15 protein-coding genes are annotated in these 14,645 nt (G+C 71.9%); 5 read left to right on the top strand and 10 right to left on the bottom strand.

The genetic code is table 11. From position 1 onward, the window contains the following. Window positions 1-55: 55 nt before the first annotated feature. From IC607_RS12290 to IC607_RS12280, 3 genes are all read right to left on the bottom strand, one after another. On the bottom strand, window positions 56-1,177 hold the full coding sequence (locus IC607_RS12290; protein ID WP_191787638.1) for a BMP family ABC transporter substrate-binding protein: 1,122 nt from the start codon (window positions 1,175-1,177) through the stop codon (window positions 56-58). A gap of 201 nt (window positions 1,178-1,378) precedes the next feature. Beyond that, on the bottom strand, window positions 1,379-2,644 hold the full coding sequence (locus IC607_RS12285; RefSeq protein ID WP_370526177.1) for an amidohydrolase: 1,266 nt from the start codon (window positions 2,642-2,644) through the stop codon (window positions 1,379-1,381). A 69-nt stretch (window positions 2,645-2,713) separates the two neighbouring features. After that, window positions 2,714-3,838: a mannose-1-phosphate guanylyltransferase gene (locus tag IC607_RS12280; RefSeq protein WP_225224833.1), complete on the bottom strand. Its 1,125-nt coding sequence runs from the start codon at window positions 3,836-3,838 to the stop codon at window positions 2,714-2,716. A gap of 370 nt (window positions 3,839-4,208) precedes the next feature. Between IC607_RS12280 and sdhC the strand changes: the two genes are divergently transcribed. The 5 genes from sdhC to IC607_RS12255 all read left to right on the top strand — a co-directional run bounded on the left by sdhC (window position 4,209) and on the right by IC607_RS12255 (window position 8,474). Next, the gene (gene sdhC, locus IC607_RS12275) at window positions 4,209-4,565 is read left to right on the top strand and encodes a succinate dehydrogenase, cytochrome b556 subunit (protein WP_225224985.1); all 357 of its coding nucleotides are present in this window, start codon (window positions 4,209-4,211) and stop codon (window positions 4,563-4,565) included. After that, complete coding sequence (sdhD, locus tag IC607_RS12270; RefSeq protein ID WP_191787635.1) at window positions 4,565-5,026, top strand: succinate dehydrogenase, hydrophobic membrane anchor protein; 462 nt, start codon at window positions 4,565-4,567, stop codon at window positions 5,024-5,026. The genes sdhC and sdhD overlap by 1 nt, the downstream gene beginning before the upstream one ends. A gap of 9 nt (window positions 5,027-5,035) precedes the next feature. Further along, window positions 5,036-6,883 (top strand): succinate dehydrogenase flavoprotein subunit, encoded by a 1,848-nt coding sequence (sdhA, locus tag IC607_RS12265; protein ID WP_191787634.1) that lies wholly within the window; start codon window positions 5,036-5,038, stop codon window positions 6,881-6,883. Beyond that, a complete protein-coding gene (locus IC607_RS12260) occupies window positions 6,883-7,647 on the top strand; it encodes a succinate dehydrogenase iron-sulfur subunit (RefSeq protein WP_191787633.1) in 765 nt (254 codons plus the stop codon). The genes sdhA and IC607_RS12260 overlap by 1 nt, the downstream gene beginning before the upstream one ends. Window positions 7,648-7,709: 62 nt before the next feature. Further along, window positions 7,710-8,474: an aminoglycoside phosphotransferase family protein gene (locus tag IC607_RS12255; RefSeq protein ID WP_191787632.1), complete on the top strand. Its 765-nt coding sequence runs from the start codon at window positions 7,710-7,712 to the stop codon at window positions 8,472-8,474. 4 nt (window positions 8,475-8,478) lie between these two features. Here the strand turns inward: IC607_RS12255 and IC607_RS12250 are convergent, their stop codons facing one another. From IC607_RS12250 to sigE, 7 genes are all read right to left on the bottom strand, one after another. After that, window positions 8,479-9,435 (bottom strand): YihY/virulence factor BrkB family protein, encoded by a 957-nt coding sequence (locus tag IC607_RS12250; protein ID WP_191787631.1) that lies wholly within the window; start codon window positions 9,433-9,435, stop codon window positions 8,479-8,481. Window positions 9,436-9,444: 9 nt separating this feature from the next. Then, on the bottom strand, window positions 9,445-10,017 hold the full coding sequence (locus IC607_RS12245; protein WP_191787630.1) for a 2'-5' RNA ligase family protein: 573 nt from the start codon (window positions 10,015-10,017) through the stop codon (window positions 9,445-9,447). Further along, window positions 10,014-11,054 carry a tryptophan--tRNA ligase gene (gene trpS / locus IC607_RS12240; protein ID WP_191787629.1) on the bottom strand — a complete coding sequence of 347 codons (1,041 nt, stop codon included), beginning with the start codon at window positions 11,052-11,054 and terminating at the stop codon, window positions 10,014-10,016. Before trpS ends, IC607_RS12245 begins: the two co-directional genes overlap by 4 nt. A 64-nt stretch (window positions 11,055-11,118) precedes the next feature. Beyond that, window positions 11,119-11,484 (bottom strand): twin-arginine translocase TatA/TatE family subunit, encoded by a 366-nt coding sequence (locus tag IC607_RS12235; RefSeq protein ID WP_191787628.1) that lies wholly within the window; start codon window positions 11,482-11,484, stop codon window positions 11,119-11,121. A 35-nt stretch (window positions 11,485-11,519) separates the two neighbouring features. After that, window positions 11,520-13,013 (bottom strand): S1C family serine protease, encoded by a 1,494-nt coding sequence (locus IC607_RS12230; protein WP_191787627.1) that lies wholly within the window; start codon window positions 13,011-13,013, stop codon window positions 11,520-11,522. Further along, window positions 13,010-14,008, bottom strand: coding sequence for a zf-HC2 domain-containing protein (locus IC607_RS12225; RefSeq protein ID WP_191787626.1), 999 nt, complete (start codon window positions 14,006-14,008; stop codon window positions 13,010-13,012). The genes IC607_RS12230 and IC607_RS12225 overlap by 4 nt, the downstream gene beginning before the upstream one ends. Further along, window positions 14,005-14,604, bottom strand: a complete 600-nt coding sequence (gene sigE / locus IC607_RS12220) for an RNA polymerase sigma factor SigE (protein ID WP_191787625.1) — start codon at window positions 14,602-14,604, stop codon at window positions 14,005-14,007. The genes IC607_RS12225 and sigE overlap by 4 nt, the downstream gene beginning before the upstream one ends. Window positions 14,605-14,645: the final 41 nt, after the last annotated feature.

The following is a 14,645-nucleotide window of genomic DNA, read 5'->3' as shown; positions in this document are numbered from 1 at the left end:
TGCACGCCGACACGCTGCGGGGAGGCCCGGTCGGGCCTCCCCGCAGCATGTCAGGTCACTTGGCCAGGTAGGACTTGACCGTCACCTTGCCGTCGATGATCTGCTGCTGGAGGTCGGTGACCTCCTTGACGAGGGCCGGGTCGACCTTCGACTCGAAGTTGTGCAGCGGGGCGATGCCGACGCCACCGTTCTCGAGGGTGCCGACGTACGCGGTCGGGTCGAAGCTGCCCTTGCCCGCGGCGGTGACGGCGTCGTAGCTCGAGACGTCCATCTTCTTGAGGATCGACGTGAGCACCAGCGGCTGGCTGGAGGGGTCGGTCTGGAACAGGTCGGCGTCGGTGCCGATCAGCGCGACGTCGCGGCCGGAGTCCTTGATCGCGTCCATGGCCGACTGGTAGATCGGGCCACCGACGGGGAGGATCACGTCGACGCCCTGGTCCAGGACCTGCGTCGCCGTCTGCTTGGCCTTGTCGTTCGCGTCGAACCCGCCGGTGAACGACGAGCCCTTCTCCTCGCCGGTCCAGCCGACGACCTTGACCGACTTGTTCTTCGTCTTGTTGTAGTACTCGACGCCCTGCTTGAAGCCGTCCATGAAGATCGTGACGGTCGGGTAGGGCTGGCCGCCGAAGGTGCCGACCTTGCCGGCCTTCGAGTAGCCCGCGGCCAGGTAGCCCGCGAGGAACGCGGCCTGCGACGTGTCGTAGAGGAGCGGCTTGATGTTCGGGGCGTCCGTCTTGCCGTCGAAGTCGGCGTCGGCCGCGTCGTCGATCAGCACGTACTCGAGGTCGGGGTTCTCGTTGGCGGACTTGACCGTGTCGGCCGACAGGGCGAAGCCGACCGAGACGATGAGCTTGCAGTTCTCGCTCACGAGGCTCTGCAGGTTCTGCGGGAAGTCGGACGACGAGTCGGACTCGACCTTGGCGAACTGGGCGCCGAGGTCGGTCGCGGCCTTCTGCGTACCCTCGAACGAGAGCTGGTTGAAGCTCTTGTCGTCGAAGCCGCCGGCGTCGGAGACGATGCAGGCCTTGAAGTCGCTCGCCGCGGCAGCACCGGAGCTGCTCGCGCTCGGCGTACCGCTGGCGCCCGCCGTCGCCTCGTCGTCGGGGGCGCTGCCGCAAGCGGCCAGGGCCAGGGCGACGGTCGCGCTGAGGGCGACCGCGCTGATCATCTTCTTCACTCGACACTCCTGAGTCTCGTCAGCAGGCCGGGTCCAGTCAGATCGCGCGATCGCACGACGAAGCTGTCCGGCATTGATGGTCGGACTCTAGTCAGCGTCAGATGACGCGCATGTTACCGACGGGTATCGCCGCAGGATCCGTTACTCACCTGAGACATCAGCCCAGGTGGCGGACGCCAGATCTCGTCCAGTGAGACGCTCTCAGCCAGCCAGGACCGCTGCGCGGGCCAGCAGCAGAGCGCCGGCCTCGATGGCTCGCTCGTCGACCCGCAGATCCCCCTGGTGGATGTCGTACGTGACACCGCCGGGCGTCCGCGTCCCCAGCCGGGCCATCGCACCGGGCACCTTGGTCAGGTACCAGGCGAAGTCCTCGCCGCCGAGCGACTGCTCGGTCAGCAGCACCGAGTCGGCACCGAGCACGTCGCGCGCGGCGGCCTCCAGCAGCGTCGTCGACCGCTCGTCGTTCTCCACGGGCGGCACCCCGCGGTGGTGCACGATCTCGACCTCGACGTCCAGCGGTGCCAGCACCTGCTCGACCGCGGCGTGGAACACCTCGGAGGCCTTCTCCCACGCGCGCACGTCCAGGCAGCGCAGCGTGCCCTTGACGACGCCCGACGACGGGATCGCGTTGTGCGCGGCACCCGCGTGCACGGCGCCCCAGGTGAGGTTGACGCCCGAGCGCGGGTCGAGCCGGCGGCCCAGCACGGCCGGGACCTGCGTGATCACCTGGCCGAGCGCGAACACGACGTCGCCGGTGAGGTGCGGGCGCGACGTGTGGCCGCCGTGGCCGGTGACGGTCACCTGGACCTCGTCGCTCGCGGACGTGATGGGCCCGATGCGGGTCCCGACCTGGCCGACGTCGACCTTCGGGTCGCAGTGCACCGCGAAGATCCGCTTGACGCCGTCCAGCCCGCCGGCGGCCATGACGTCGAGGGAGCCGCCGGGCTGCACCTCCTCCGCCGGCTGGAAGATGAGGCGCACGCCGCTGGTCAGCTGACCGGCCTCGGCCAGCCGCGCGAGCGCAAGGCCCGCGCCCAGCACCACGGTCGTGTGTGCGTCGTGGCCGCACGCGTGCGCGACGTTCTTGGTGGTCGACGACCACGGCAGCCCGCAGGTGTCGGCCACCGGGAGGGCGTCGATGTCCGCGCGCAGCGCGACGCGCGGGCCGGTGGTCGGGCCCAGGTCGCAGACGACCCCCGAACCGGGCAGCAGGCGCGGCTCGAGGCCGGCCGCGCGCAGCCGGTCCGCGATCAGGTGCGACGTCCGCGTCTCGGTGCGCGCCACCTCCGGGTGGGCGTGGATGTCGCGGCGGATCGCGACGAGCTCGTCGCGCAGCTCCGCGAGCGCCTCCACCAGCAGCTCCGTGCCGGAGGCCGACTGCCCACCACGAAGGTCCGCGAGCGCTCCGACCTCGGTGCTGGGGGCGGCGGCGTTCACGGTGGGCTGCGGTGCGGGCTCGGCTGACACGCTTTCGAGGCTATCGCCCGCCGCGCGTGGCTTCACGCGCGTTCACGATCCGGCTTCGGCCGCCTGCGCTCAGAGGAGGTCGTCGCGGCCGGCGGCGCGCCAGGCGTCGACCGCGGCCTTCACGTCCTGCGCGTGGGCGCGGGTCGTGACGAGCACGGCGTCAGGGGTGTCGACGACGATCGCGTCGGGCACCCCGATCACCGAGACGACCCGGTCCGAGCCGCGCACGACGAAGGACCCGTCGGCGTCGAGACGCAGCACGGACCCGTCGTCGCCGAGCGTCGTCCCGTGCGGCCCGGCCGACAGCAGGGGGGCGAGCGAGGCGAAGTCACCGACGTCGTCCCAGTCGAAGTCGCCGGGGACGACCGCGACGCCGCCGGCGGCCGCGACGGGCTCGGCGATGGCGTGGTCGATCGCGATCTTGGTCAGCCCGGGCCAGAGGCGGTCGAGCACCTCGTCGCGGGCGGGCGTGTCCCACGCCGCGGCGATCTCCCGCAGCCCGGCGGCGAGGGCGGGGAGCTGCGTGGCAAGGTGGCCGAGCAGCACGTCTGCGCGCACGATGAACATGCCCGCGTTCCAGCGGTACTCCCCCGTGGCCAGGTAGGCGGCGGCTGTCTCGGCGTCCGGCTTCTCCGTGAAACCCGCGACGTGACGTGCGCGGGGTGCCCCGTCGACGCCCAGCGGTCCGGCGGAGCGGACATAGCCGAACGCCGTCGACGGGCCGGTCGCGTGGATGCCGATCGTGACGACGAACCCGGCGCGCGCGGCGGCGACGCCCTCGCGGACGGCGGCCTCGAAGGCCTCGGTCCCGCTGATGACGTGGTCCGCCGCGAAGGAGCCGAGCACCACGTCGTCGCCGTGCCGCTCCAGCAGCACGGCTGCTGCGAGCCCGATGGCGGCCATCGAGTCGCGCGGGGACGGCTCCGCGAGGAGGCGCGCACCGGCGCCGGCCGCGTCCAGCCCGGGTACCTGCGCGGCCACCGCCTCCACGTGCCGCACCCCGGTCACGACGAGCACGCCGTCGGGCCCTGTCAGCGGCGCGAGCCGATCGACCGTCGCCTGCAGGAGGGTCCGCCCCGAACCGGTGAGGTCGAGGAGGAACTTGGGGTACCCCGCGCGGGACAGCGGCCACAGGCGGGTGCCGGCGCCACCGGCGGGGATGACGGCATGAAACCCGGGGATCGGCGTCGACATGGCGCTCAGGCTAGCGACGGACGGCCCGCGGCGGGGCGGTCCGACCGCCCGCTCGGCCCGACCGCCTGATGAATGCATCCGTGGTCGCAGCGAGCGCGACCTCCACGGGCACCTCCGCTGCATCCATCCATGCGACGACACGGCCACCAGCGCCCGGCGGTTCCCGTCTCACCGTGTGGACTTCCTCACAGCGAGGGACCAAAGGCCTACCGGGGGCGTGCGGGCCAACATCCGGTCGATACAGTGAGGAACGACAGACGCCGACGTCGACGCAGCCGTCGACCCGGTGGTTCTACCTCTCACTCGCCAGGAGGCCCCCCAAGTGCCCGCAGCGCCCTCCGCACCGCCGCGCAAAGCGCCGGTCGGAACCCTGTACCGCGGCCGTGAAGGCATGTGGTCGTGGGTCGCCCACCGTGTGACCGGTGTCGCCATCTTCTTCTTCCTGCTCGTGCACGTGCTCGACACGTCGCTGGTCCGCCTCTCCCCCCAGGACTACAACGACGTCATCGGCACGTACAAGAACCCGATCATGGGTCTCGGTGAGGCCGGCCTCGTGGCCGCCATCGTCTTCCACGCGTTCAACGGCATCCGGATCATCCTGGTCGACTTCTGGGCCAAGGGCCCCAAGTACCAGCGCGTGATGCTGTGGATCGTGCTCGGCCTGTTCGTCGTGACGATGGCCGGCTTCCTGCCCCGTCACCTCATGCACGTGTTCGGAGGCGAGTGATGACCACCATCGCCGACCCGAAGGCGCCGCGTCCCCCGCGCGCCCGTCCGTCGCGCCTCACCACGCGCGGCAACACCGAGCTCTACGGCTGGGTGTTCATGCGCGCGTCCGGCGTGCTGCTGCTGGTGCTGATCTTCGGGCACCTGTTCGTCAACCTCGTGACCGGCGAGGGCGTCAAGGAGATCGACTTCGCGTTCGTCGCGGGCAAGTGGTCGTCGCCGTTCTGGCAGGTCTGGGACCTGCTGATGCTGTGGCTCGCCATGATCCACGGCACCAACGGCGTGCGCACCATCGTCAACGACTACGCCGAGCGCGACGGTGTGCGGCTGGTCCTCAAGGGCCTGCTCTACCTCGCGTTCGTGATCACGGTGGTGCTCGGCACGCTGGTGATCTTCACGTTCGACCCGTGCCCGACGGACTCGCCGGCCAACCTGCTGCCCGCCTTCTGCACGGCTTCCTAAGGACTGAGAATGCAGACCCATCAGTACGACGTCGTCATCGTCGGCGCCGGCGGCGCCGGGATGCGCGCGGCCCTCGAGTCGAGCACCCGCGTGCGCACGGCCGTCATCTCCAAGCTCTACCCCACGCGTTCCCACACGGGTGCGGCGCAGGGCGGCATGTGCGCCGCGCTGGCCAACGTCGAGGAGGACAACTGGGAGTGGCACACGTTCGACACCGTCAAGGGCGGTGACTACCTGGTGGACCAGGACGCCGCCGAGGTGATGGCCAAGGAGGCCATCGACGCGGTGCTCGACCTGGAGAAGATGGGCCTGCCGTTCAACCGGACGCCCGAGGGCCGCATCGACCAGCGACGGTTCGGCGGCCACACCCGCAACCACGGCGAGGCCGCGGTGCGCCGCTCCTGCTACGCCGCGGACCGCACGGGTCACATGATCCTGCAGACGCTGTACCAGCAGTGCGTGAAGAACGAGGTCGAGTTCTACAACGAGTTCTACGTCCTCGACCTGCTGGTGGACCACGATCTCGCCGCGGGCCACGTGCCCGAGGGCGAGGAGGTCACGGTCAGCGGCGTCGTAGCGTACGAGCTGGCGACGGGCGAGATCCACATCTTCCGGGCCAAGTCCGTGGTCCTGGCCACCGGCGGCGCCGGCAAGATCTTCAAGACGACGTCCAACGCGCACACGCTCACGGGCGACGGCATGGCGCTGGCGTACCGCCGCGGCATCCCGCTGGAGGACATGGAGTTCTTCCAGTTCCACCCGACCGGCCTGGCGGGCCTCGGCATCCTGCTGTCGGAGGCCGCCCGCGGCGAGGGCGCGATCCTGCGCAACTCCGAGGGCGAGCGCTTCATGGAGCGCTACGCGCCGACGATCAAGGACCTGGCCCCGCGCGACATCGTCGCCCGGTCCATGGCCAACGAGGTGCGCGAGGGCCGCGGCGCCGGCCCCAACAAGGACTACGTCCTGCTGGACCTGACGCACCTGGAGCCGGCGCACATCGACGCCAAGCTCCCGGACATCACCGAGTTCGCGCGCACGTACCTGGGCGTCGAGCCGTACACGGAGCCGGTGCCGGTCTACCCGACCGCGCACTACGCGATGGGCGGCGTCCCGACGAACATCGAGGGTGAGGTCCTGCGCAACCAGACCGACGTCATCCGCGGGCTGTACGCCGCCGGTGAGGTGGCCTGCGTCAGCGTGCACGGCTCCAACCGCCTGGGCACCAACTCGCTGCTGGACATCAACGTGTTCGGCAAGCGCGCGGGCATCTCCGCCGCCGGGTACGCCGCGGGCGCCGACTTCATCGAGCTGCCGGAGAACCCGGCCGCGGACGTCGAGGCCGGCCTGGAGACCATCCGCACCCGTCCCGACGGCGAGCGCGTGGCCGACATCCGCAAGGCGCTGCAGGAGACGATGGACGCGAACGCGCAGGTGTTCCGCACCAAGGACTCCCTGACGCAGGCGCTGGACGACATCAAGGACCTGGCCAAGCGCTACCGCGCCGTGTCCGTGCAGGACAAGAGCCGCACGTTCAACACGGACCTCCTCGAGGCCGTCGAGCTGGGCTTCCTGCTGGACATCGCGGAGACCGTGGTCGTCGGCGCCCTCAACCGTGAGGAGTCCCGCGGCGGCCACTTCCGCGAGGACTTCCCCGACCGCGACGACGCCAACTTCATGCACCACACCATGGCGTACCGCCGGCCGCTGCAGGCCGAGGGCCACCGCCAGTGGGGCGACGGCGACGGCGACAAGGAAGGCCGCTTCGCCTTCACCGAGGTGTTCGACGGCTACCAGCTGGTGCTGGGCAGCAAGCACGTGAACGTCACCCGCTACCAGCCGATGGAGCGTAAGTACTGATGACCGCCGTTCTCGAGGACGCCCCCGCCGAGGTCGGCGCCATCCCGTCGTTCACCGTCACGCTGCGGGTGCTGCGTCACCTGCCCAGCGATGACGGCGACGCCGTCGTCGACCACTGGGACGAGTTCCAGGTCCTGTGCCACGGCACCGACCGCGTGCTCGACGCCCTGCACAAGGTCAAGTGGGAGCAGGACGGCTCGCTGACGTTCCGCCGCTCGTGCGCGCACGGCGTGTGCGGCTCCGACGCGATGCGCATCAACGGCCGCAACCGCCTGGCCTGCAAGACGCTGCTGAAGGACCTGGACCCGTCCAAGCCCATCACGGTCGAGCCCATCAAGGGCCTGCCCGTGGTCAAGGACCTCGTGGTCGACATGGAGCCGTTCTTCGCCAGCTACCGCGAGATCATGCCGTTCCTCATCACCACCGGGAACGAGCCCTCCAAGGAGCGCCTGCAGTCCGCCAAGCAGCGCGAGCGGTTCGACGACACCACCAAGTGCATCCTGTGCGCCGCGTGCACGTCGTCGTGCCCCGTCTTCTGGACCGACGGTCAGTACTTCGGCCCCGCCGCGATCGTCAACGCGCACCGGTTCATCTTCGACAGCCGCGACGAGGGTGGCGCCCAGCGCCTCGAGATCCTCAACGACAAGGAAGGCGTGTGGCGCTGCCGCACCACCTTCAACTGCACCGAGGCCTGCCCCCGCGGCATCGAGGTCACCAAGGCGATCCAGGAGGTCAAGCGCGCGATGATCACCCGCGCGTTCTGACGTCCCCCGACGAAGGCCCCGCCACGTGCGGGGCCTTCGTCGTCCCCGCCTAGGGTGGGCGCATGGACGCGCCCGACGAGATCCCGCTGCCCGGTGGGAACGTGGGTGGGGCCGTTCTGGTCGGGGACACGGTCCGGCGGCCGACCGGGCCGTGGACACCGGCGGTGCACGAGCTGTTGGCCTTCCTCGCCGACTCGGGCCTGCCGCACGTGCCGCGGGTGCTGGGCATCGACGATCGCGGGCGCGAGATCCTCACCTACCTCCCCGGTGAGGTGGTGCCGATCGGCGAGCGGGACCTCACGGACGGGCAGCTCGCGTCTGCCGCGCACTGGCTCAGGGAGTACCACCGCGTCGTGCGGGGGTTCCCCCGCTCGTCGAGGCGCTGGCGATTCGTCGAGCGGGCGCTGGAGCCCGGGGAGATCGTCTGCCACCACGACTGTGCGATGTACAACCTGGCGTTCGACGGCGACGAGCTGGCGGGCGTCTTCGACTGGGACGTCGCCGGGCCGGGCGTGCCGATCGACGACCTGGCGATGCTGGCGTGGAGCTCGCCGCTGCTGCGGCTGGGGGCGGATCCCGACGAGGCCGCGCACGGGCTCGTCGTCATCGCCCGGGCCTACGGCGACGTGGAGCCCGGCGCGATCCTCGACCACGTCACCGCTCGCATGACCGCGGCGACGGACCGCATCGAGGCCGGCCAGCGCGCTGGCGACCCCGGCATGCTCCGCCTGGGCGAGATCGGCGAACCGGCGGCGACCCGCGCCCGCCTGCTCACGCTGGCGAGAAACCTCCCCGCGATCCGACGCGCCCTCGCGCCGACCGCCTGACCGGTCAGACGTCCTTCGGGGGTTGGGGCGGGTTGGCGACCCAGGCCGCCGCCAGCAGGACGATGCGGGAGATGAGGTTGACCCACAGCAGCAGCGTGACGATGACGACCGCCCCGGCGAACAGCGGGTTCTTGCTGACGCTGCCCGCGACGACGGACGTCCCGAGGAAGCGGACGATCCCGATCCCCACGCCCGCGATGACGGCGCCCCACAGCAGGTCGCTCCGCGGCGGGTGCTCACCGGCCAGGACGCGGATGATCAGCAGGAACGTCGCGGCGTCGACGACGAACGCGACCAGGACACCCACGGCCTGCAGGACGAACCCAGAGCCGTCGTTCCAGCCGACCGCCTGCAGCACCCACCGCGCGACCGAGCCGGCCGCGGTGGAGACGAGGGCCGACAGGAGGACCGCGAAGGCCAATCCTGCCAGCCCACCGAGCTGCGCGAGCTTCTGACCCACCGCACTGCCGCCGCTCTCCTCGCCGAACATCGCGCGCACGCCCGTACGGAGCGCGGCCGTAGCCGACAGCGCGGACAGGAGCAGGACGACGATGGCGATGATGCCGGCGAACGTCAGGGAACCCGAGAGCTGCAGCGAGTCGGGGTCGATGCCCCCCGCGTCCGCGTCACCGCTGGTGTTGATCAGTCCCGGCAGGGAGTCGTTGACCGCGTCCAGGACCTTGTCCCGCAGCTCCTCGTTGTTGCCCAGCACGGCCATGAGGATCGTGTAGCCGATCGTCAGGCCCGCGAACACGGCGAACAACGCGGCGTACGCGATGCCTCCGGTCAGCACCCCGCCTCCGCGCGACCCGAAGCGCGCGTTGGCCCGCGCGGGCCTCGTCGCCTGCCACCAGGCGAGCACCGCCTTGACCCGGCCCATGAACGACGTCGGCGATGCGGCGGACGCGTCGTCCGCGGGCGCCTGCTGGTGCGCGCGGCCTGCACCGACGGGTTCGCTCATGCCCCGACCCTAGGACGAGGCGCTGACCTCGGCATCCGCGGGCGAGCCCGTCAACCGGTGGCTGCCGACCGTCCGCCAGACGCCGTCGTCGCCGTGCTGGTAGCAGTCGAAGCGCTCGACGAGGAACGACGCGTCGAACGTCGCGAGCTCGTCGATGGCCGCGTCGAGCTGGGCGTCCGCGAGGTCGTGCGCGACGGTGACGTGCGGGTGGTACGGGAAACGTAGCTCCTGGGCCAGCGGGCCTCGGCGGATCTGCGCCTCGAGGAGCTCGCAGGCGGACAGACCGTCGGCCACCTGCACGAACGCGACCTGGGACACGGGCCGGAACGTGGCCGTCCCGCGCAGCCGCACCTGGAACGGTGCCGAGCGCGCGGCGACGGCGTCGAGGTGGGCACGCACGTCCGCACCGTCAGAGGGCGCGAGCGCCGTCGGACCGATCAGGGTGATGTGCGGCGGGATGAACGCAGCCATCGGGTCCCCGAACCGGCCGCGCGCCTCCTGCAACGCCGACCCGTGCGGCTCGGGGATCGTGACCGCGATCCCGATGACGAGCTGGTCGCCGGATCGCTCCGGCAGCCTCATGCCCCTACCCGCGTGCGCCGGCGGGCCGCCAGCAGGCCCGAGCGCTCGTAGATGCGGTCGAGCGTGACGGCCGCGATGTCGCGGGCCTTCTCCGCGCCGACCGCGAGCACCTCGTCGAGCGACGCCGGATCGGCCAGGTACCCGTTGACGCGGGCCTGGTACGGCTCGAGCCACGCCACGACGACGTCGGCCAGCTCGACCTTCAGCTCTCCGTACCCGCGGCCGGCGAACGACGCCTCGACGTCCTCGACGGTCCGGCCGGTCAGCGCCGAGTAGATCGTCAGCAGGTTGGAGATGCCGGGCTTGGCCGCGGTGTCGAACCGGATCTCGCGCTCGTCGTCGGTCACGGCCGAGCGGATCCGCTTGGCGACGACCTTCGGGTCGTCCATGAGCTCGATGAGGCCGTTCGGCGACGCCGCCGACTTGCTCATCTTGGCCGTCGGCTCCTGCAGGTCGTAGATCTTCGCCGTCGACTTCACGATGTGCGGCTCGGGGACGACGACCGTCCCGGCGCCGAAGCGGGTGTTCAGGCGCTGCGCGAGGTCACGTGTGAGCTCTAGGTGCTGGCGCTGGTCCTCGCCCACGGGCACCAGGTGCGTGTCGTAGAGCAGGATGTCGGCGGCCATGAGCACCGGGTACGTGAACAGCCCGACCGTCGTGCCCTCGACCCCGTGCCGGCCCGACTTGTCCTTGAACTGCGTCATCCGGCTGGCCTCGCCGAACCCGGTGTGGCAGGACAGGATCCACGCGAGCTCCGCGTGCTCGGGCACGTGCGACTGCACGAACAGCAGGCTCCGCTCGGGGTCGACGCCCGCCGCGAGGTATTGGGCGGCCGTGCGCCGAGTCCGGTCGCGCAGCACCGCAGGGTCGGGCGCGACGGTGAGCGCGTGCAGGTCCACCACGCAGTAGATCGCCTCGTTGCCCTCCTGCAGCGCCACCCACTGCGTCAGGGCCCCCAGGTAGTTGCCGAGGTGGAGGGAGTCCGACGTGGGCTGCATCCCGGAGAAGATGCGCGACGAGGAGGGCGGCACAGCCATGCGTCCATTCTGTCAGGTGAAACGGGTGGATCGGACCGAATTCATCCGGTTTGCTGCTGGAGGCTCAGGTCGCCTCGGTGTCGAACGGCGCACGCCCCGTGGGGGACGCCTTGGCGAGCGCCACGGCCGGCGCGACACCGGCGGCGGCCTGACGGGGGTCAGGCACGAGACCCGGCTCGGGGTCCATCAGCGCGTCGCGCACGATGCGGCGCGGGTCGTACTGCCGCGGGTCCAACGATCGCCAGTCGACGTCGAGGGCGTCGTCGCCCATCTCGGCGTCGATGCGCCCCTTGGCGTCCTTCATCCACACGCGCGCCTTGCGCACGAGCGCACCCAGCTGCTCCGCGTAGCCGGGGAGCCGTTGGGGCCCGATGACGATCGCGGCGACCAGCAGGATGACGATGAACTCGCTCCCGTTGATGTCGAACACCGGCCCAGGTTACCCCCGCCGCATGAGCGTGCCGATCAGTTTCCGGCCTCGTCGAGCGTGACCCGGACCGTGCGGGAGTCCTTGCCCGTGCGGACCTTCAGCTCGACGACGTCGCCCGGCTCGTGCGCGCGGATCGCGACGATGAGCTCGTCCGGATCGGTGACCGGCCGGCCGTCGATCGCCAGGATGACGTCGCCGGCGCGGATGCCCGCCTTGTCGGCCGGGCCGTCCGCCGTGACGGGGTCGCCGCCCTGCTGCGCGTTGGCGGACACCTTGACGCCCTCGCCCGTGTACGACTGGTCCAGCAGCACCCCGATCACCGGGTAGGTCGCGTGCCCCGTCTCGATGAGCTGCTCGGCCGTGCGGCGGGCCTGGTTGGACGGGATCGCGAAGCCCAGCCCGATGCTCCCGCCGGTCCCGTTGAGGCCGCCCGGCGGCTGCGCGATCGCGGAGTTGATGCCGATGACCTCGCCCGCGCCGTCGACGAGCGGTCCCCCGGAGTTGCCCGGGTTGATCGCCGCGTCCGTCTGGATCGCGTTGATGAACGCCGTGTCGGTCGCATCGCCCGCGGACACCGGCCGGTTCTTCGCGCTGACGATGCCCGTCGTGACCGTCCCAGCAAGCCCGAGCGGCGCGCCGACGGCCACGACCGGGTCGCCGACGACCACGTCGTCGGAGTTCCCCAGCACCAGCGGGTCCAGGCCGTCCTCGTCGACCTTCACCACGGCCAGGTCGTAGTCGGAGGTGCGGCCGACGATGCGCGCATCGGCCTGGTGCCCGTCCGCGAAGGTGACCGTGAGCGTGCCCGCGCCGTCGGCGGTGCTCGCGACGACGTGGTTGTTGGTCAGCAGGTAGCCGTCCTCGCGCAGCACGAACCCGGTGCCGGTGGCCGTTCCGTCCGAGCTCGTCGCCTCGATCGAGACGACGCTCGGCAGGATGCCCGACGCGATGCCCGCGACCGACCCGGGGTCGCGCAACGTCGAGCCGCTCGCCGCGGACGTCGGCAGGTCGGCGGACGTCAGGTGGTCGTCGTGGGACAGGTTCCCGCCGACGAGGCCACCGACGACCCCGGCGGCGAGCGCGAGCAGCAGCATGGGCACGACCCACACCACGGACATGCTGCGCCGCGCCTTGGACCGGCGCACACGGACCACGCGCTGCGGCTGGTCCGGTGCCGGCGAGCCAGGCGGCCACGTCTGGTGCGCACCCGCGTGCGGGGCATGAGGCGCCTGGACCCCCGGCGCGTGGGATCCCGCCGGCTGGGCCGGCGCATGCATGGCTGGCGGACCGAACATGGGCGGCGTCGCGGCCGCCGGCGCCGTGCTCAGGCTCGGGCTCGGCGCCTCGGCGGCCTGCGCCGTCGGGCTGGCCGGGGGCTGACGCGTGACGGGCGGCGCGAACAGCGGAGCCTCGGCCGGTGCTGGCTCAGCCTCAGGAGCAGGCGTGGCAGCGGGTGCGGGTCGGGGCACGGCCGGGCCGGCCTCCGGCTGTGCGGGCTGTGCGCCGGAGTGCTCGTCGGGCGTCGTCATGGCTGGTCGAACACTCCTGTCACGGTGGACCACCCGCGCGAGATGCGGGCCGGGACGCCGTCGTCGTAGGCGCCGCCCGGGAACTGTCCCACGAACGCGTGGGCGTCGCCCGACTCCTGCCCCGCCACCACCTGCACCACCGTGCCGCCAGACTGCCAGGCGACGTGCCACGGCTGCTCGGAGAGCACCACGACCTCGCGGTCGCCGAGGGTCTCGATCTGCGCGCCCGCCAGGTGGGCGGTGTCGAGGCGGCCGGCGTTCTCGGTCACGACGACGGGTCCGGCCGCACCGGTGACGTCGATCTCGATGCCGCCGTCGGCGGTGTAGCGCACGGCGCTCACCGACCACCCAGCGGCGAGGCGGTCGGGGAACGGCCAGCCGTTGTCCCCGAGCCAGGCGACGGCGTCGCTCCCCGCGGCGTCCACGAGGTCGTCATCCGCCTGCAGCGAGACCGAGCGGACCTTGCCGTCGTCCGGCTGCACGGACGCGTGACCGAGCAGCTCCAGGTCGGCGCTCAGGTGGCCCTCGGGCGTCATCGCGGGCCGCGCGCCCAGCACGAACAGCATGGCGGCGACGGCCCCCATCCCGGCCACCGAGCCGACCACCATGCGCGGTGCGACGCGGCGCAGCGGCACCTCGCCGCACAGCGCGGCACCGGTGCGGGTCCCCCACGCGCGGCGGGCGGGGCCGCGGTGCAGCCCGTAGGAGCCGACGTCGTACGCGGTGCGGCGCGGGGTCGTCGCGAACGGGTCCGCCGCCTGGGGTGCGAACGCCGGCGGCTCGCTCGGCGCCAGGGACAGCAGCCGGTCGGCGAGGTCGGCGTCCGGCAGCACGTCGGCGGCGGCCGACGACAGCGCGGCACGCGCCGCGCGGGCGGCCCTCAGCTCGGCCGCGCACTCCGGGCACCCGGCCACGTGGGCGAGCGCGCGCTCGGCGGCCGCCGGCGGGAGCTGCCCGTCGGCCAGGGCGCTGATCCGCGACCCGAGGTGGCTCACGCGCGCACCTCGTCGGGCGCATCCAGGAACGACTCCGCAGCGCGGGTGACGTCTGGCGCCCTGTGCTCGAGCGAGACCCGCAGCCGCGCCCGCGCGCGGTGGATGCGCGAACGCACGGTGCCGAGCTTGATGCCGAGCGTGACGGCGATCTCCTCGTACGACAGGCCCTCGATGTCGCACAGGACGACCGCGGCGCGGTACTCCGGGGGCAGGTCGTCGAGCGCCTGCTGGATGTCGCGGTCCAGGTTGCCGTGCTCGAACGCGCGCTCGGGCGCGGCCAGCTGGTCGCCCGACGCGTAGCGGTCGGCCTCCTCGCCCATGGCGTCCATGCGGATGCGCTGCTTGCGGCGCGCCTGGTCGAGGAACAGGTTGGTGGTGATGCGGTGCAGCCAGCCCTCGAACGTGCCGGGCTGGTAGGTGTGCAGCGAGCGGAACACGCGGACGAACGTCTCCTGCGTGAGGTCCTCGGCGTCGGCCTTGTTGCCCGTGAGGCGGTACGCGAGCCGGTAGACGCGCGCCGAGTGCTCGCGCACGATCTGCTCCCACGACGGCGGCTGCCAGCCGGGGTGCGGGGCGGACTGCGGGGTGGACGGCACGGGGCTCCTCGGATCGGTACGTCGACGTCCAGTGTCCCAGG

It is taken from the genome of Cellulomonas sp. JH27-2, from assembly GCF_014837175.1.
GTDB lineage: Bacteria > Actinomycetota > Actinomycetes > Actinomycetales > Cellulomonadaceae > Cellulomonas.
Note: the sequence above shows the minus strand (reverse complement) of the source record. Positions and strands in the feature narration are given on the sequence as shown.

Bases quoted from the DNA above. Each gene is read 5' to 3' on its own strand.
- IC607_RS12280 (WP_225224833.1), bottom strand. From the start codon at position 3,838: ATGTCGACGCCGATCCCCGGGTTTCATGCCGTCATCCCCGCCGGTGGC.
- sdhD (WP_191787635.1), top strand. From the start codon at position 4,565: ATGACCACCATCGCCGACCCGAAGGCGCCGCGTCCCCCGCGCGCCCGT.
- sdhA (WP_191787634.1), top strand. From the start codon at position 5,036: ATGCAGACCCATCAGTACGACGTCGTCATCGTCGGCGCCGGCGGCGCC.
- IC607_RS12260 (WP_191787633.1), top strand. From the start codon at position 6,883: ATGACCGCCGTTCTCGAGGACGCCCCCGCCGAGGTCGGCGCCATCCCG.
- IC607_RS12255 (WP_191787632.1), top strand. From the start codon at position 7,710: ATGGACGCGCCCGACGAGATCCCGCTGCCCGGTGGGAACGTGGGTGGG.
- IC607_RS12250 (WP_191787631.1), bottom strand. From the start codon at position 9,435: ATGAGCGAACCCGTCGGTGCAGGCCGCGCGCACCAGCAGGCGCCCGCG.
- IC607_RS12245 (WP_191787630.1), bottom strand. From the start codon at position 10,017: ATGAGGCTGCCGGAGCGATCCGGCGACCAGCTCGTCATCGGGATCGCG.
- trpS (WP_191787629.1), bottom strand. From the start codon at position 11,054: ATGGCTGTGCCGCCCTCCTCGTCGCGCATCTTCTCCGGGATGCAGCCC.
- IC607_RS12230 (WP_191787627.1), bottom strand. From the start codon at position 13,013: ATGACGACGCCCGACGAGCACTCCGGCGCACAGCCCGCACAGCCGGAG.